A 15,571-nucleotide genomic window follows, 5' to 3' on the forward strand; every position below is an offset into this window, starting at 1 on the left:
ACTCACCTTTTCATGCCCAAGGTGTTCGATCAAATGACCACTGAACCGTTTGTCAGCGCTTACATTTGTTTTGTATATCATGACGTAAAAGGCTCCATTGGCTGATTTGCGTTTTTTGTCCTACGTGGGACATTTGAATATAACTATAAATCATTCATTATTTATTACAACATTTTTTTACAATAATGAATGATTTATTTGGACGAATTATTAAAGTTTGCTGTTGGTTTGGAACGCTTTTCGAATCCGAGGGCTAAGCCTCTTATTACTGAAACAGCGGGGTTCAGACGTGCAAAATCTACCATGAACGTTAACAAATTTTCTATGTAAATATGAATTTTTATTTTTTCTAAACTTTATATTTATTTACGAGCTCCACAGGGATATGACAATAAACCTCCGGACATTTATCTAGCCGGTCCTGATGCTCCTCTGCACTCCGCACATAATTGGCAAGCGGCAATACTTCAACAACGATGCGATCAGCATCCTGTCTCTCCTGTATAAACGCCTCCGCTGCTTCTAAATGCTTACGCTCTTCACTATACACGCCCGTTCTGTATTTCTCCCCAACATCATCCCCCTGCTGATTTACACTATACGGATCAATGATTTCAAAAAAATAGTACATCAGCTTTTCCATTTTGACAACTTTCGGATCAAATTCTGTTTTCACACATTCCGCAAAGCCATCATACGGGCCCTCCAATGTATTGCCTGCTCCATTCGCTCTGCCTGCTTCTGTAAACGTGACACCTGGCAGCGTTTTGATAAATGCCTGCACTCCCCAAAGACATCCTCCTGCAAAATAGACTGTTTCCATTTTGTTTCACCTCTTTGTATGTTGAACGTACCAATTAATCTATGCTTTTAAAAGTGATTTCCCCTATGAAAGATTGAACCTGATTATACCATTTTATTAAAATGCAGTTTCACTATTCATTGAAAAGGGGCTTCAAATAGTCTGCGTGACCGCGTATTAGTTCAACTTCTTCATCTGAAGACAGCCAAAAAAATTGAAAGGTAAGTCCTTGTTCTTCTCCTCCGCCTGTTGGATTGTGTTCCCACTCATCAGTCATTTCATCACATACGATTTTATAAAAATACCTATGATGGATCACACCATCATCATTTCTCCAAAAGTCTTCTGCAATCATTTTTTTCACTTCAAACCTGTTAATCCCAGTTTCTTCTTTTATTTCTCTGCTTACTGCGCTGTATGGTTCTTCATCTTCTTTTACTGTGCCTTTAGGGATCTGGAAGCCCGCCTCAGGGATACCCTTGTGCCGAAATGCCAGTACCTGTTTCTTACCATTTCTTACTCTTGTGACGTATCCATAAGCTTTTTTGGGTGTCATCCACACACTTCCTCACCGTTCCAGCTGTTTCAAAGCTTTTTTTGTCGCTTCTGCAATTAACGCATCATCATATTCTGCATCCGCTTCATCACGGCTGGAGAGGATCGCGATGATGATGGGATCACCTTCCGGCGGCCAGATAACGGCAATATCGTTTCGTGTGCCATAAGAGCCTGCACCCGTTTTATCCCCTACCTGCCATCCTTCCGGCACTCCTGCGCGGATTAAGGCATCGCCTGTGGTGTTGTTAATTAACATGTCATTCAGGAGATCCCGTTTCTCCGGGGGGAGTGCATCACCAAGCGTGAATGCCTGCAGACTTTCAGCCAGTGCCTTTGGGGTGCTTGTATCCCTTGTTTCACCCGGCTCTACATCATTCAGGTCAGGTTCAATTCGTTCGGGTTCAGTCGTGTTGTCACCTATTTCCTGAAGAACCTCCTTGAAGCCTTCTGGCCCACCGATCGCGTTAAAGATAAGATTTGCTGCCGTATTATCGCTGTAACGAATGGACGCATCACTCAGCTCTTTCAAGGTCATCCCGGTGTCCACGTGCTTCTCCGTAATGGGATTGTAATTGACCAGGTCTTCTTTTGTATACGTGATTAATTCCTCCAGGTCTTCAAGCGATTTCTTTTGAAGCAGCGCACCTACCGCCAGGGGTTTGTGAGTGGAGGCATAAATAAATCGTTCCTCCTCCCGGTAGGAGACGGATTGATTCGATCCAGTATCAAGGGCATACACACCAAGTCTCGCATCATATTTCTTTTCTAAATCCATAAAACCGGTCTCTGCCGGCCCCTCTTTATCCGACTGTGCCTCATTCTCAGCAGCTGAACAGCCAAAAAGAAGAAAAGTCCCTAGTGTCACTGCACCTGCAGCTTTTTTTATCTGTGAAAAAGTCATAATTCAATACGCCTCATTTCATATGTAGGAAATAGAGTATGATAAAATTTAATACATAAATCAGTGATTGGAGGTATGACATCATGGACAAGGAAAAATGTGATTTATCTATCCCAAGTGGAGTGAAGGAAAAAAAGCTTGAAGTGATTGATGGATACACGATTAAGTACCACGCCAATGGGAAAACCATCTGGTCAAAGGGGAAAATAATAAACGATCAGCCCGACGGCTACTGGGAATGGTATCGTACCGATGGAACCATTAAACGGTCAGGGCATTTTGAACACGGTGAACCGGTTGGTGAATGGATCACCTACAATGGCAAAGGGGAAAAATATAAAACGACCAATCGAGATAAGAAATAAGGGGGACGGAGGGGAGGTCCGTCGCTCGGTCTATACAAGGAAGCATTCTTTTCCCAGGCATGTTTGGTTCCTCCTCATTTTATAAAGGCAGATCCCTCTGGCTGTTGCTTTTACATCAATCAATTCTATTATTCCTTCTATTTTCCCACGCCTTTCTTTTCATAAATTTTCCCTTTTTACAATGATTTAAACAGTTTCATCATGTTCTGTTCATTTACAGTTAGTAGACTTAGAGGTGATACATGTGATACATGTGATACATATTACTTTTGTATCACCTCTAAGTCAGTTAATCTCTATTCTTATTGCTAACAGACCAAACCACTACCGGAATAAGCAGCAAGGATAGAACGCCGCCAGTCAGTGATAGCATTTCGAAGCTTGAACCTGCCACGACCATTCCAGATAAAGCACCGCCGGACGCTCCCGATAACGCAATTAAAACGTCCACTGACCCTTGCATTTTAGCCCGAGTGGAAATGTCAGTGGAATCGACAATAAGGGCAGTCCCGCTGATTAATCCAAAATTCCAGCCTAATCCAAGCAATGAAAGAGCGACTACCAGAAGGATCATCGAATCTCCCGGTGCCATCGCTGCTGTCAAACCGGCCAGAAGCAATGTAACGCCGGAAGCAACAGCCATTGTAACCCTCCCCAGTTTATCAACCAGGATGCCTGTCACCAATGAAGGAAGATACATGGCACCAATATGAAAGCCGATCACAAGACCGACAGCATCCAGTCCATGCCCGTGATGCCTCATATGGACGGGTGTCATGGTCATTATCGCGACCATCACAATTTGTGTAAGCACCATGATCGTGGCACCAAGAATAATGCCTCTTTTGTTTTCCTGATGACCTGTTGTTTCCACATTACCGTTATCACCAGATTCCTGTCTGGCTGCTTCGATCATTCTGGCAATAACAAAGGGATCCGGACGAAGCAGGATGAAAAGAACAGCACCCGCTAAGATATAGGCGGCTGCAGCTAAAATGAAAGGCCCTGCAAGTGATGGAATGCCAACTGAAAGAGCAAAATCCCCCATTACGCCCACTAAGTTTGGACCCGCAACCGCGCCAAAGGTTGTTGAAACCAGCGCAATACTGACAGCAGTCGCCCGCTGTTTGCTCGTTGCCAGGTCGGTTCCGGCATAGCGGGCCTGCAAATTTGATGCCGTTCCTGCGCCATAGATAAGCAGTGCAGCAAATAATAAAAATACACTATTTAAGACAGCAGCCAGTACAACCCCAATTGCTCCAAGACCGCCTGTGATAAAGCCTGCTGTTAAACCGGCACGTCTTCCCAAACGGTTGGAAAGCCTCCCCACCACTAAAGCAGCTCCTGCTGAACCCAACGTAAATAAAGCCGTAGGAAGCCCTGCAAAGGCGTTCGTTCCAAGCATCTGTTCTGCAAGCAAAGCGCCAACTGTAACACCAGCAGCTAAGCCCGCCCCGCCAAACATTTGCGAAATAACGACAATGAGCAATGTTCGGTTATATAATTTTTTTATTTTGTCTGGATTGTCTATGTGTGTTTGGGCCAAATCACTGGACATTGTCAACACCTGCTTCCCCGATAGTAAAAATACAATTAATCTTTATAATGCATCTCTATTCTAGTTGTCACCACTTTTATTGTATGCTTTATTTTATCTTAATTTAAGGTTTGTAACTTTGATAAATAGGCTTTTTACATCCGTGGTGCTTATTTTCAGCTTAATAGACTATGGTTCATTTGAGTAGAGCTAGAAAGTAATATTAATTACTATCACTACAAACGATAATTTTAAAAACAGTAAATTAGTGAAAAAGAAGAATTTATCACTGAATGATGCGAGCTTTTTTAAATTGCTTGTTCATCCTAGTCATCTATCTAGCTATGATATAATCATACCAAATAAAACCATATATCAGGGAAGGGTCCACATCATGCTTAAAGAAGGAATCTATGAAGAAATCATAACGGAGAAACTTCAAGAAGAGCTGTCAAGCTCCAACTTGGATCTTGATATTGGCAAGTCCCCATTGGATGTGGAGGAAGCGAGGAAAGTCCTTTCTACATACATCAGTTCAGTGACGAGAAATGCCCTTAAGTACGTTCGCGATGAGGAGCGGAATGATCAGCAGGCTCTCCTTAGACAGATTGAGACCTGCAATGAAATCATCACCATTCTAAGTCATCGATTGGATCGACAGGAATTTGAAAGACTGAAGATTGCTGAAGAAGGCGAAGTTTTGACTCATATCTACTCTAAAATGAACACCATCCGAAGCATCGGAAACAAGGAAGTCATCCGTCCCGTAACACCCCTATCTGAGAGCTCCTTATTCACTGGCTCCAGCTACGAACCGAACATGCTTAGTGAACTGAAGAAGGAAATTATTTCCTCTGATTCGATCGATATGCTCGTGTCCTTCATCAAGTGGAGCGGGCTGCGGATCATTTTAGAAGAACTGAAGACGTTCACAGAGGGTGGCGGCAGGCTCCGTGTCATCACAACCTCTTACATGGAGGCGACGGATTATAAGGCAATCCAAGAGCTGAGCAAACTTCTTAACACCGAGATACGGATCTCCTATGATGTGCAGCGGACAAGACTACATGCCAAGGCCTATCTTTTCAAAAGAAATACCGGCTTTAGCACGGCTTACATTGGCTCCTCCAATCTCTCCAACCCTGCGTTGACATCGGGACTCGAGTGGAACGTAAAGATAACGGAGAAGGATTCCTTTGATGTTCTTAAAAAATGCGAGGCCACCTTTGAAAGCTACTGGAATGACAAGGAGTTCAAAGCGTTTAATGGAGAAAATGAGGAGGACAACCTAACCCTTAAGCTGGCTTTGGAGAAAAGCAAAGTCGCTGAGGAATCGGTTCAGTATCTCTTTGACATCCAGCCCTATTACTATCAAAAAGAAATCTTGGAAAAGCTCCAGGCGGAACGGGAAGTTCATCACCGCAATAAAAATTTATTGGTCGCCGCAACAGGTGTTGGAAAGACGATTATTTCTGCTTTTGACTACAAACGCTTCAGGAAGGTAAACGGTGGTAAGGCAAAGCTGCTTTTCGTCGCTCACCGGGAAGAAATTTTAAAACAAAGCCTGAACACTTTCCGTGCTATTTTACGGGAACCGAACTTCGGGGACATGCTTGTTGGGACTCAACAGCCGTCCTCTCTCGATCACTTATTCGTCAGCATCCAGAGCTTTAACAGTAAGGAGCTTCGTAAGCATACCGAAGGCCGCTTCTACGACTTTATTATTGTCGATGAGTTTCACCATGCAGCAGCTGTCTCTTATCAAAAACTGCTGAAACATTATCAGCCACAGATTCTACTGGGATTGACTGCTACTCCTGAGAGAATGGATGGTAAAAGTGTCCTCTCTTATTTTGATGACCATATTGCAGCCGAAATGCGGTTAACGGAAGCGGTCAATCAAAAGCTGTTAAGCCCTTTTCAATACTTTTGTGTCACAGATACCGTCGACCTCTCAAATTTAAAATGGGCAAGAGGCGGTTACGATACCAAGCAATTAGAAAATGTCTATACGTCCAATCATCTCAGAAGCTCGCAGATCGTCCAAAGCGTCCAGAAGTATGTCACTGATATCAGCGAGGTAAAAGGTCTTGGCTTCTGCGTGTCGATTGCACATGCGCAGTACATGGCCGATTTTTTTAACAAGTCCGGCATCCCCTCCATCTCATTACATGGAGGAACCGACCGCAAATTCCGTCAGGAAGCTCAGCAGTTGCTGGTCTCAGGAGAAATCAAATTAATCTTCGTCGTCGACTTATACAATGAAGGAATCGATATTCCTGAAATCAACACCGTTCTCTTCCTGCGGCCTACGGAAAGTTTAACCGTCTTTCTACAGCAGTTCGGGCGCGGCCTTCGTCTATCAGAAGACAAGGAATGCCTGACTGTCCTGGATTTTGTCGGACAAGCTCACCGCAACTATTCATACGAAGAAAAACTGAGAGCCCTGATCGGCAAATCAAAGCACTCCGTCATGTACTATGTGGAAAATGGATTTTTCAACCTGCCAAAAGGCTGCTTCGTCCAACTCGAAAAACAAGCGAAGGAATACATTCTGCGAAACATCAAAGCCGGTGCCAATACCAAGGGAAACCTGGTAGTTAAATTGAGAACCTTCCAACATGATACCGGGAAACCCATAACTTTGAAAAACTTCCTGGAACATTACCATTTGGATGTCTATGAATTTTACGGGGGAAATAGAAATAGAAGCTTTTCTCGACTGCTAGTGGACGCAGGTATTGCAGAGGATTTTACCTATGAAGGAGAACAGTGGCTTACAAGCCGCCTGCCAAACCTCTTTCATCTCAACTCAAGAAAGCTGCTGGAGTTTTTAAAAGACTATATGGAAACGGGTGAAGTAATCGGGAAAGAAGAAGAACTGATGCTGAACATGTTTTATTACTCTTTTTATCAGGCACATCCTGAAAAAGAAGAACTTTCTTCCATAAAAGAAGGAATTGAAAAAGTGTTAGAGGATCGGACGTTCAAAGAAGAAATCAAACAAATTGTAGAGGTACTATATGACTCTTTAGAGACGATTGAGCTGAAGCCTGACTTTACCTTCCCTTGCCCGCTCCAAGTCCATAGCCGATACTCAACGGCACAAGTGCTGGCCGGATTTGACTACAACAACGAAGCACAAAGCCCAGCGTTTCGGGAAGGAGTCAAGTATTTCAAGGACAAGAACCTTGATATCTTTTTCATCACGCTAAACAAATCGGAAAAAGACTTCTCGCCATCAACACTTTACGAGGATTATGCGATAAACGATAAGCTATTCCACTGGCAAACCCAAAGTAGAGTCACTGAAAAAAGCGCAACTGGCCAGCGGTATATCCATCACCGTCAGACCGGAAACAAAATTGCTCTCTTTGTCAGAGAATACAAAAAAGAGAAAGGCAGCATTCCTTCACCTTTCGTTTTTCTTGGGACAGCGAATTATATTAAACACTCCGGGAACAAACCGATGAGTTTTGTTTGGGAGCTTGATGAGGAGATGCCTTCTTATTTGGTGCCGAGGGCTAATAAGAATATATTGTAGTTAGATTCTAAAGCCTTGGTAACCCGAGAAAGCACTTCCAGGTTGATAAACTAGTGAACTTTTTTGACTTTGAACAAATGAAGAGTTTTAGGTTCAAATGCGGGCAAAGCGATTATACGGTTTCCCCCCTGTAGATTTGTTCTAACAGCACCAACTTCATCAACTGATGCGGAAACACCATCTTAGTAAGACAGGGCAAAACTGTTTTTACTGTAGGTGGCGAGTTTGTCAATTTATATTGAGATCTTCATCGTACTTCCCCTCCGCCACGCAACAAAACCGGTAACCTTTTCTATCATTAAATAATAGAAGGGTTACCGGTTTTGTTTAACATTCTTTTTTATTCTTTTTTCTTGTCCTTATTATCAATTTCTTTACGCTCTTCCTCACGCGTAACCTGATGAACAGATACAGTCCCACTCACCTCATTGCCTGTAAGTACCAACGGCAAACCAGTATGGCTCGCATCTCCAGAAACAAAGTCCATTCCTTCAGGTGATACGTCGCCAGCGACTTTTTTGGTAAAGTCTCGTGTGTTGTCGTAATTGACGAATTTCGGTTTTTTTGGATTTGAGATATCGTATGTCATGATGCCGCCGATCCGCTCAAGTCCGATGAAGGCATAGTGCTTGTCCCCGATTTGTCCTGTCTTCACTTCCTCGGGCTCCGGTCCCTTTTTCGCGCTTCTTTTTTCAAACTTGTTGTCGTCATTTGAACAGTTGAAGACAGTTGGGAGACGCTCAGCTGTGATTTTTTCAAAGTCGCTTCCACTGTCATAGACAAGCTCCATTGTGTCGGCCTTCCAGATTGAGAACGATCGTCCGCCTAGTGTATAAATAGCATCGGTTCCCCTGTCAGTCAGGACTTCAAGCTTGTCATAAGCAGGGGTGTTTTTCATTTCCTCAAACTGTTGCTGTGCTTTTTTTGAAGGCATTTTATACAGGCTGCCATCGAGTGTGATCTCCTCTTTTTGCTTTGCGAAATCTGTTACATTCTCAAATTCTTCCCATTCCGTTGCATCGCCTTCATTTGCTGTTAGAAGATAACTCTCCCCTTTGATGGTTACATGCTCAATGGAATCCGGCATGTATACCCCCAAGATTGGAAGGGGTGTGATATTGATCTCACCGTCCACGGCTGCATCGAGCTCATTTCCTTTTTGGGAATGGTCCTTAAACTCAAGGGATTTAACGGACAGAATCTTTCCTGAAGCAACATCGATGGTCGCAATTGCATTGTTTTCCTGCAGGGATACATAGGCTTTGCCTGCATCATCTGAAAGAGCAATGTATTCAGGCTCAAGGTCTCGCACTGCATTGTCTTTCCCTGCTTGATTTCGAATATGGACCTCATCCCCAATGACTGCAGGATCGTCAAATAATGTGCGTGTTGTTTCTCCTGTTTCAACGTTCACAATTGTCACCGACCCTTCAGGATCAATGCCATTTTCAAGACCTTGGCGAGGCTCTCCTTCATCGGCTGTTAAGATATACTTTCCATCCTCACTCACCTTAACCATATCCGGCTGGACACCTGCATCGAAGGTTTGTTGAATTTCACCGTCATAATTAAGCACAACGATTTTGCCTGGTTTGGTGTAATCCTTATCCTGCACTGCTGCCACGACTACTTGTTTCTCAGTGTTCACGTCGATGCTTGTCAGGTCTCCATATTCAAAGGTATCTGAGTTTAAAGCCTCAGCGATATTGATCGATTTCTCATTTTCCAGCTCTTGAGGGTCATCCCCAGTCATTTTGCTGGTATCAACAATGTCGATGGTCTGTGCTTTTCCATTAATTAAATAAAACTTTTTATTGTCTTCATTAAACTTCACAATCTCAGCCACACCGCCGTCCTCATCCATGAAGCCGGTATCATAGCCTGCAATCTTTGATACCTCCAATGAATTTTTTACATCCTTTTTGTGGACGCCTGGTCGCGAGCCTGACCCTTCGCTTGATTCAGTTACCGCATAGACACCTATTGAGGCAAGAAGCGATACTGCCAGGACGGATGGAATGAGCTTTTTGGAAACAAATCTTCTGTTCTTTTTCATTACTTCAAGCTCCTTTTTCGAGGGTTTTCTTTCCTTTAGCATAAAGGGTGAACCAGGAGCTGCTATATGGTTAAAGTAAAAGATTAGTAAAGATTAATACAGCAGTTGACTAAGGGGTTAGGATAGATAAATTAAAATAAGCCTCATTGAGTCTCTAGAAAAGATTCAATGAGGCATTAATATTCTTTCATTTATTCTCAACGTCAATCTGAAATTTCCCAATCTGGATTCCAAACGATTTCCCACAAATGACCGTCTGGATCTTGAAAGTATCCAGCGTAACCTCCCCAAAACGTATCATGTGCCGGGGTCGTAATACATGCACCAGCGTCCCTTGCCTGTTGCATGATCACATCAACCTCTTCTTTACTCCCAACATTATGACCAATCGTAAATTCAGTTGGACTTATTTTTGTTTGATTTATGCCGGTATCATGAGCGATATCTTTCCGATTCCAAATGGCCAGTTTTAACCCTGGTTGTAAATCAAAAAAGGCAACTGCACCATGCTCGAATTCCTGACCTACTATTCCTTTGGTCGGCAGCCCTAACCCATCCTTGTAGAATTTCAAAGACCTCTCTAAATCGTCAACACCCAATGTGATAACTGAAATTCTTGGTTTCATCTAATTCCTCCTACTAAATTTTCTTACGTACATATGAAATAAATGTTTGGCGCTAATTTATGATAAGACTCTCCTTGTTGCCCTTACTTCATAAAATGTAAATGATTAGTAAATACTAACTACATCTTGTTCTTGATGGAGTGATTTGAATGTCACATAGAAAAAATAATTCGATTCATTTTTTCTTATTATTTGTTGTTACCCTTGTTCTTATTTGGTCCCTGATTAAACCTGAGGAAGGCTATAAAGTTTGGTTGATGGAGGTTTCCCCTTCAGTATTGGCTTTACTATTTTTAGTATTCACTTTCAAAAAGTTTCGCTTTACCACTGTCTCCTACGTCATCATTACCCTTTTGGTCATTTTAACGTTTATAGGAGGGCATTATTCTTATTCCGAAGTACCTCTCTTTACATGGATCAAAGATTATTTTGATTTACAGAGAAACCACTATGATCGGTTCGGTCATTTTGTTAAAGGGTCGATGGTGATCGTGATAATCGAAATATTAGTAAAGAAAACAGCTTTATCGATAAGTAAAACCGCAACCTTTATTGCTCTTTGTATCACACTGGCAATCGGGGCTTTCTATGAAATCATTGAGTGGGCAAGTACAAAAATAGGGAAACAAGGGAAAGTCACAACAGATTTTTTAGGGATGCAAGGAGACATATGGGATGCTCAGTGGGATATGTCCTTTTTACTCGTAGGTGCGATTCTTTCGTTGTTTTTTATAAAAATTCTCTATAAGCAGTTAGAAAATTTCAGTTAATGGGTTGGACTCTGTTTAAAATAACCAGGTGCATTAGAACAAGATAGATGACCAAAATTGTCAAGTTATAATTCGCAACTGGGTATTTTAAGCTTGTACATATTTTCAACTATCTTAAACAGAAGGAGCTAGGTAATATACCTAAACTCTTATGAAAAATATAGTCCCTGATTACATCCATTGAATGAAATGTAACAACTCTAACTTAAAGAACACTTTACGCAAATGGGGAGAAGTTTAATAAGGGGCGTAGAGCCATAAATTATGCCCTTACTAATTGAATGATCTAATATAAGTTATATTATTCATTCATTAATATTCAAATCTACATGTGGCGGGTTAGGGTATAATTCATTAACTAGTTGTACCAGAGCTTCATTCAATTCATAACGTATAATTTTCCCTTTGTATTCTAACCCACGAATGTAGTCAATAGCACTATCTTGAGTTTTGAAAACGCGATTCTCTTGATCTAACAATATAGATGCAAGGTGAAGGTCTTGTAGTTTATCAAAAAAATTTGGAAAGCCTTTTGCTGAAAAAAGCTTATTAAAAGTCTCTCTCATATCTTTCCTCATATAAGAGTTTTCATTTTCAGGCTGAGTAATCTCTCTTATGGCTTTTATTGCTTCGCCATTTAAACCTATATAAGAACACGCCTTCTCTACTGAAAATGAAATCTCATCAGTTTCACCAGTAAGATAACCAACATCTACACTAAAGAAATCTGCAATTAGAAGCATAGTATCGAATTTTGGAAAGCCAACTTCTCCATTTTTAATTTTGGCTCCTGTATTCATCCATCGACTTACATCTTTTTGTCCATAACTAGTTCCATATTTTTCGTTTAAGGCTTCAGCAAAGGATACTTGCGTATATCTGTATGTATACATACAATTTTTTAATCTAATTTTCCAGTAAGTTGCCTTTTGTTTTAATAAGTCATCCATGTTATAGAAAACCTCCATTATAGATAAAATATATACCTTTGGTAAGTCTTGTGCAACCTAAAACTCCGCGCTATAATTATGTTAGAAAGCCGAAGAAACAGCAGAAAAAACGAAAAAAGAAAATTTTCTTGCTTAGGAACGTATTAACTGGACCTAGGTAAGCAAGTTGGTGGTTAAGTGAGGCAAAAAGATATTGGAGGGAGGGTTCTGTTGACGTACATGGTCAGTTTTATCCTGGGATGAAGAATAGTCTACAAATTGAAAAAGAAATAATCATCCCTTTTGGTGGAGCGGTAATTTAATCAATACTGGATTCAAGCAAATTTCAAGAAACACTAAATTAAATAGCTAAGGGTGATGATTAAAATGGAAAATAACAAAAGTGAAAAAGACTATGCCGAATATAACCATGATAATAAAACGGTTAAATTTGGTGGCAAGCCCGCAATGATTGTTTCAGTATTTGCAGGTGTAACTTTACTAGGCCTTGCTGGAGGAATCACTTACCTAATGACTAAAAATTCTGAAGAGACAAAAGAATTAGCAACTAAAGTATTAAAGGAAGTAACAAAACAAGCAGCATAAAAATTGATAACCTGGAAAAAGCCTCTAAAAATATGAGAAGGATAATCCAAGATACGAATTATTGATCGATGAAGAATATTATAATGGAATGCCTGTGCAAGAATTCACCCCTACGGTTTAATAATTTTTTCAGGGTCTGCGCGTTCAAGTGAATTTTCTTTTGATCCACTTGCGGACGCTTCACCAATTCGATTGTCATGGAGGTAAATACTATAGGATGCGGGCGGTAATCCCTCCATTTTTTCAATGTCCGTTACAATTTGCTCAAACAATTTTGAATCAGGTTCTTTATTTGATTCTTTCATAAATAGATGTATAGTAATATCAACTAACTCTGGGCTAATCTCTTCATCCTTAAAAATGGCTGCCCATTCGTCTTTTTGTCTATTAGGATTTTCATTGTATAATTCATCGATACCTTCAAATGCATCAAACGAAGTGGAGATATAATAATAGTTTGTATTAAACCCATTTCCACGTACTGTTTCGACTACCTCATCCCGTATCCCCACAACTGGATTATCATTCACTAACTCATCTATATATTGATTTAGAACATTTAATTCATCCTCGTAAATCAACGCATACATCCCGCTTCTTATAGCCTGTTCCACCTGACCTTCTTGGGTCCAAACTCCAGTGGAATCGATTGTTTTTTCGTTTGAATTAATAGGGATGACTGCATATGTATTAAAAATGGGCTGATTAACTGATTGGACAATAACTGTTGCCCCATTTTCTGCCCCTATTGTGTTATTAACTGTCACATCGGTATTGTATTCTTTTTTAAAGAACTCTTTAACTGCAACATCAATTTCCTCTTGATTCTCTTCTGCAATCTTGTCAGTTTCCTCCCCGTTATCTAATTCATATTCGAATCCAGTATAATCTTGTACACTGGCAAATGTCGTGCCGGAATTTTGCTGATCATTTTCATCATTTGCGTTCATATTTTCAGTACAACCTCCTAGAAAAATTAATGTAGATAACCCGAAAGAAATTACTTTCCACTTCATCTTCATAGAATCTACTCCTCTATAACAAGCAACTTTAGTTAAAAATTATTATAATATTTATTCTACTGGAATGTTTTTCAAGTATATAGGTGTATCTTATTGAATGGTTTCCTAACGTGGTTTTTAATGAGTTCGCTGAAATTGGAATATTAGTGCCTACTGGTACATCTTCGGATCCATAAACTCCAAAATGCATCCTTTAAAATCATTTCATTTCTAAATTTAAGATACTGAGGTGCTACTATATTGTCACCCCAAGGATTTTGTCCGACTTGTTTCATTAGATTGTCATAGATGGCCACCTGCTATAGGCAGATTTATTATTTTTTCAGCCTTAGCGAAAATAGATGCGTTTTGTCCAACTCTCTTTTCTCCTTCTTCATATAGTAAATAATAGAAGGAGGTGAATGAAGAGATGAATATGGATCAAAATCAGGAAAGTAATCATGATAGAGTGATAGAGAATGAGCAAGAGTGTAAGAACCACTCATTAAAACCCCACCAGGATTGTCTTGACCGCGCGTTTCGCCTTCCCGTCTTCTTAAGCACTACGAATAACTTGAACGCAAAACAACGTCAGTTTCTTAACCGTCTTATTTTTGAAATGGAGAATGCGTTGCTTTTCCCTCGTACAGGTCCTATAACAGAAAACTACCCGGAAACGATTTTAACCAATGTCCGCAGGTTGGTTTCCTCAAGCTACGGAATGCTGGCAGTGAACTTCCGCCGTTTTCTAATTGAAACCATTGATACAAATGTAGGACCGCCCCCAACAACCGAACCTTTCTGGCAGGGCTCAAGCTTTGCACAAATAGAACCGGCAATGGCCTTTCAGCGTGGGATTCCCCTTTTATTAGTCCGGGAAGATGACACCGACTTAACAAATGGACTGTGGCTTGGAGGAATTCCTCCACTCAATACGTTAATCGTCTGGGATTCTGACAATCAATCTGTTGATGAATTTTTCAATAGTGTTTCCTGGAGATCAGCCTTTGCATTTTGGGTTGCAGAAGTAAGAACGGCCTATTATATCCAAACAGAACCTGAATTCCAGTACAGATGTGACCGGTAAACAGTCTATACAATAAGGTTGAAAAATCATTGAACCGAAAACCCCTCTATTCTTCAGTGTTTGAAAAAATAGAGGGGGCACTTATACATAGGAGAACCTGCGAGCTATAAATGAATCTGATCACCATTACGTTGAATTAACTTCAGCGGAATGCTACTAGAACTACCCGAATCAATGTGATTGGGAATGTCAGTCTAAAAACTTCATTTACTTATGGTAAGGTTCCCCCCGATTAATCCGAAAACCTCGATAAACCTGCTCTAACAGCACCAATTTCATCAACTGATGCGGAAACGTCATCTTAGAAAACGACAGCGCAAAATCACTCCGCTTCGTGACGTCTTCACTCAAGCCCAGCGATCCGCCGATAACAAAAGCAATCTTACTTTTACCGTAAGTCGCAAGCTGGTCCATTTGTTTGGCCAATTCCTCTGAGGTGAGCTGCTTGCCTTTAATCTCCAGTGTAATGACATGGGCATCCGGGCTGATTTTGCTGAGAATGCGCTCGCCTTCTTTTTGTTTGACGATTTGCATGTCCGCTTCGCTCAGGTTTTCTGGCGCTTTTTCGTCCGGCACTTCAATAAGGTCGATCGTTGCATATGCACCCAGGCGCTTGGTGTATTCAGCAATGCCCTGCTTGAGGTATTTTTCCTTCAGTTTTCCGACGGTGATAATTGAGATTTTCATGTGTTTCCTCCGAATAAATTGATGCCTTTATTGTATCACTTTTAAGCTCCAATCATTAGCTGGGAATCGCGGTTCACCTGACCTGATTTTTCCCTCAACATG

Annotated in this window: 15 protein-coding genes; 5 read left to right on the forward strand and 10 right to left on the reverse strand. The window is 41.0% G+C overall.

Annotated features, from left to right (window positions below; all coding sequences use genetic code 11):
• Positions 1 to 349: 349 nt before the first annotated feature.
• From E2R51_RS12420 to bla, 3 genes are all read right to left on the reverse strand, one after another.
• Positions 350 to 823, reverse strand: a complete 474-nt coding sequence (locus tag E2R51_RS12420; protein WP_133377391.1) for a peptide-methionine (S)-S-oxide reductase — start codon at positions 821 to 823, stop codon at positions 350 to 352.
• 112 nt (positions 824 to 935) lie between these two features.
• A complete protein-coding gene (locus tag E2R51_RS12425; protein WP_133377392.1) occupies positions 936 to 1,358 on the reverse strand; it encodes an NUDIX hydrolase in 423 nt (140 codons plus the stop codon).
• Between the two features lie 12 nt (positions 1,359 to 1,370).
• Positions 1,371 to 2,261 (reverse strand): class A beta-lactamase, encoded by an 891-nt coding sequence (gene bla, locus E2R51_RS12430; RefSeq protein WP_133377393.1) that lies wholly within the window; start codon positions 2,259 to 2,261, stop codon positions 1,371 to 1,373.
• Between the two features lie 83 nt (positions 2,262 to 2,344).
• Here bla and E2R51_RS12435 point away from each other — a divergent pair, with 83 nt between their 5' ends.
• On the forward strand, positions 2,345 to 2,626 hold the full coding sequence (locus tag E2R51_RS12435; protein ID WP_133377394.1) for a toxin-antitoxin system YwqK family antitoxin: 282 nt from the start codon (positions 2,345 to 2,347) through the stop codon (positions 2,624 to 2,626).
• A 289-nt stretch (positions 2,627 to 2,915) separates the two neighbouring features.
• On the opposite strand, the gene E2R51_RS12440 is transcribed toward E2R51_RS12435, so the two are convergent.
• Positions 2,916 to 4,184 (reverse strand): MFS transporter, encoded by a 1,269-nt coding sequence (locus E2R51_RS12440; protein WP_133377395.1) that lies wholly within the window; start codon positions 4,182 to 4,184, stop codon positions 2,916 to 2,918.
• A gap of 373 nt (positions 4,185 to 4,557) precedes the next feature.
• Between E2R51_RS12440 and E2R51_RS12445 the strand changes: the two genes are divergently transcribed.
• On the forward strand, positions 4,558 to 7,707 hold the full coding sequence (locus tag E2R51_RS12445) for a DEAD/DEAH box helicase (protein WP_133377396.1): 3,150 nt from the start codon (positions 4,558 to 4,560) through the stop codon (positions 7,705 to 7,707).
• A 112-nt stretch (positions 7,708 to 7,819) separates the two neighbouring features.
• Here E2R51_RS12445 and E2R51_RS20130 read toward each other — a convergent pair whose 3' ends face one another.
• The 3 genes from E2R51_RS20130 to E2R51_RS12460 all read right to left on the reverse strand — a co-directional run bounded on the left by E2R51_RS20130 (position 7,820) and on the right by E2R51_RS12460 (position 10,389).
• The gene (locus E2R51_RS20130) at positions 7,820 to 7,888 is read right to left on the reverse strand and encodes a 23S rRNA (pseudouridine(1915)-N(3))-methyltransferase RlmH (RefSeq protein WP_368773684.1); all 69 of its coding nucleotides are present in this window, start codon (positions 7,886 to 7,888) and stop codon (positions 7,820 to 7,822) included.
• 159 nt (positions 7,889 to 8,047) lie between these two features.
• Positions 8,048 to 9,763, reverse strand: coding sequence for a choice-of-anchor I family protein (locus E2R51_RS12455; protein WP_133377398.1), 1,716 nt, complete (start codon positions 9,761 to 9,763; stop codon positions 8,048 to 8,050).
• 203 nt (positions 9,764 to 9,966) lie between these two features.
• Positions 9,967 to 10,389, reverse strand: a complete 423-nt coding sequence (locus tag E2R51_RS12460) for a VOC family protein (protein WP_133377399.1) — start codon at positions 10,387 to 10,389, stop codon at positions 9,967 to 9,969.
• 149 nt (positions 10,390 to 10,538) lie between these two features.
• On the opposite strand from E2R51_RS12460, the gene E2R51_RS12465 reads away from it, so the two are divergent.
• Entirely contained in the window at positions 10,539 to 11,159 is a 621-nt protein-coding gene (locus E2R51_RS12465; protein WP_133377400.1) for a DUF2238 domain-containing protein, read from the forward strand.
• Between the two features lie 305 nt (positions 11,160 to 11,464).
• Here E2R51_RS12465 and E2R51_RS12470 read toward each other — a convergent pair whose 3' ends face one another.
• Entirely contained in the window at positions 11,465 to 12,109 is a 645-nt protein-coding gene (locus tag E2R51_RS12470) for an XRE family transcriptional regulator (RefSeq protein ID WP_133377401.1), read from the reverse strand.
• A gap of 366 nt (positions 12,110 to 12,475) precedes the next feature.
• On the opposite strand from E2R51_RS12470, the gene E2R51_RS12475 reads away from it, so the two are divergent.
• Positions 12,476 to 12,694 (forward strand): hypothetical protein, encoded by a 219-nt coding sequence (locus E2R51_RS12475; protein WP_133377402.1) that lies wholly within the window; start codon positions 12,476 to 12,478, stop codon positions 12,692 to 12,694.
• A 110-nt stretch (positions 12,695 to 12,804) separates the two neighbouring features.
• Here the strand turns inward: E2R51_RS12475 and E2R51_RS12480 are convergent, their stop codons facing one another.
• Positions 12,805 to 13,716, reverse strand: a complete 912-nt coding sequence (locus E2R51_RS12480; RefSeq protein ID WP_133377403.1) for a DUF1672 family protein — start codon at positions 13,714 to 13,716, stop codon at positions 12,805 to 12,807.
• Positions 13,717 to 14,125: 409 nt separating this feature from the next.
• Between E2R51_RS12480 and E2R51_RS12485 the strand changes: the two genes are divergently transcribed.
• The gene (locus E2R51_RS12485) at positions 14,126 to 14,782 is read left to right on the forward strand and encodes a hypothetical protein (RefSeq protein WP_240733068.1); all 657 of its coding nucleotides are present in this window, start codon (positions 14,126 to 14,128) and stop codon (positions 14,780 to 14,782) included.
• Positions 14,783 to 14,989: 207 nt separating this feature from the next.
• Here E2R51_RS12485 and rlmH read toward each other — a convergent pair whose 3' ends face one another.
• Entirely contained in the window at positions 14,990 to 15,469 is a 480-nt protein-coding gene (gene rlmH, locus E2R51_RS12490) for a 23S rRNA (pseudouridine(1915)-N(3))-methyltransferase RlmH (RefSeq protein ID WP_133377404.1), read from the reverse strand.
• Positions 15,470 to 15,571 lie beyond the last annotated feature (102 nt).

The organism is Jeotgalibacillus sp. S-D1, assembly GCF_004358665.1.
Taxonomy (GTDB): domain Bacteria; phylum Bacillota; class Bacilli; order Bacillales; family Jeotgalibacillaceae; genus Jeotgalibacillus.

Excerpts from the sequence above, each read along its gene's own strand:
- E2R51_RS12480 (WP_133377403.1), bottom strand. The coding sequence starts at position 13,716 with ATGAAGATGAAGTGGAAAGTAATTTCTTTCGGGTTATCTACATTAATT.
- E2R51_RS12420 (WP_133377391.1), bottom strand. The coding sequence starts at position 823 with ATGGAAACAGTCTATTTTGCAGGAGGATGTCTTTGGGGAGTGCAGGCA.
- E2R51_RS12425 (WP_133377392.1), bottom strand. The coding sequence starts at position 1,358 with ATGACACCCAAAAAAGCTTATGGATACGTCACAAGAGTAAGAAATGGT.
- E2R51_RS12465 (WP_133377400.1), top strand. The coding sequence starts at position 10,539 with ATGTCACATAGAAAAAATAATTCGATTCATTTTTTCTTATTATTTGTT.
- rlmH (WP_133377404.1), bottom strand. The coding sequence starts at position 15,469 with ATGAAAATCTCAATTATCACCGTCGGAAAACTGAAGGAAAAATACCTC.
- E2R51_RS12440 (WP_133377395.1), bottom strand. The coding sequence starts at position 4,184 with ATGTCCAGTGATTTGGCCCAAACACACATAGACAATCCAGACAAAATA.
- E2R51_RS12435 (WP_133377394.1), top strand. The coding sequence starts at position 2,345 with ATGGACAAGGAAAAATGTGATTTATCTATCCCAAGTGGAGTGAAGGAA.
- E2R51_RS12445 (WP_133377396.1), top strand. The coding sequence starts at position 4,558 with ATGCTTAAAGAAGGAATCTATGAAGAAATCATAACGGAGAAACTTCAA.
- bla (WP_133377393.1), bottom strand. The coding sequence starts at position 2,261 with ATGACTTTTTCACAGATAAAAAAAGCTGCAGGTGCAGTGACACTAGGG.
- E2R51_RS12470 (WP_133377401.1), bottom strand. The coding sequence starts at position 12,109 with ATGGATGACTTATTAAAACAAAAGGCAACTTACTGGAAAATTAGATTA.
- E2R51_RS12475 (WP_133377402.1), top strand. The coding sequence starts at position 12,476 with ATGGAAAATAACAAAAGTGAAAAAGACTATGCCGAATATAACCATGAT.
- E2R51_RS12485 (WP_240733068.1), top strand. The coding sequence starts at position 14,126 with ATGAATATGGATCAAAATCAGGAAAGTAATCATGATAGAGTGATAGAG.
- E2R51_RS12455 (WP_133377398.1), bottom strand. The coding sequence starts at position 9,763 with ATGAAAAAGAACAGAAGATTTGTTTCCAAAAAGCTCATTCCATCCGTC.
- E2R51_RS12460 (WP_133377399.1), bottom strand. The coding sequence starts at position 10,389 with ATGAAACCAAGAATTTCAGTTATCACATTGGGTGTTGACGATTTAGAG.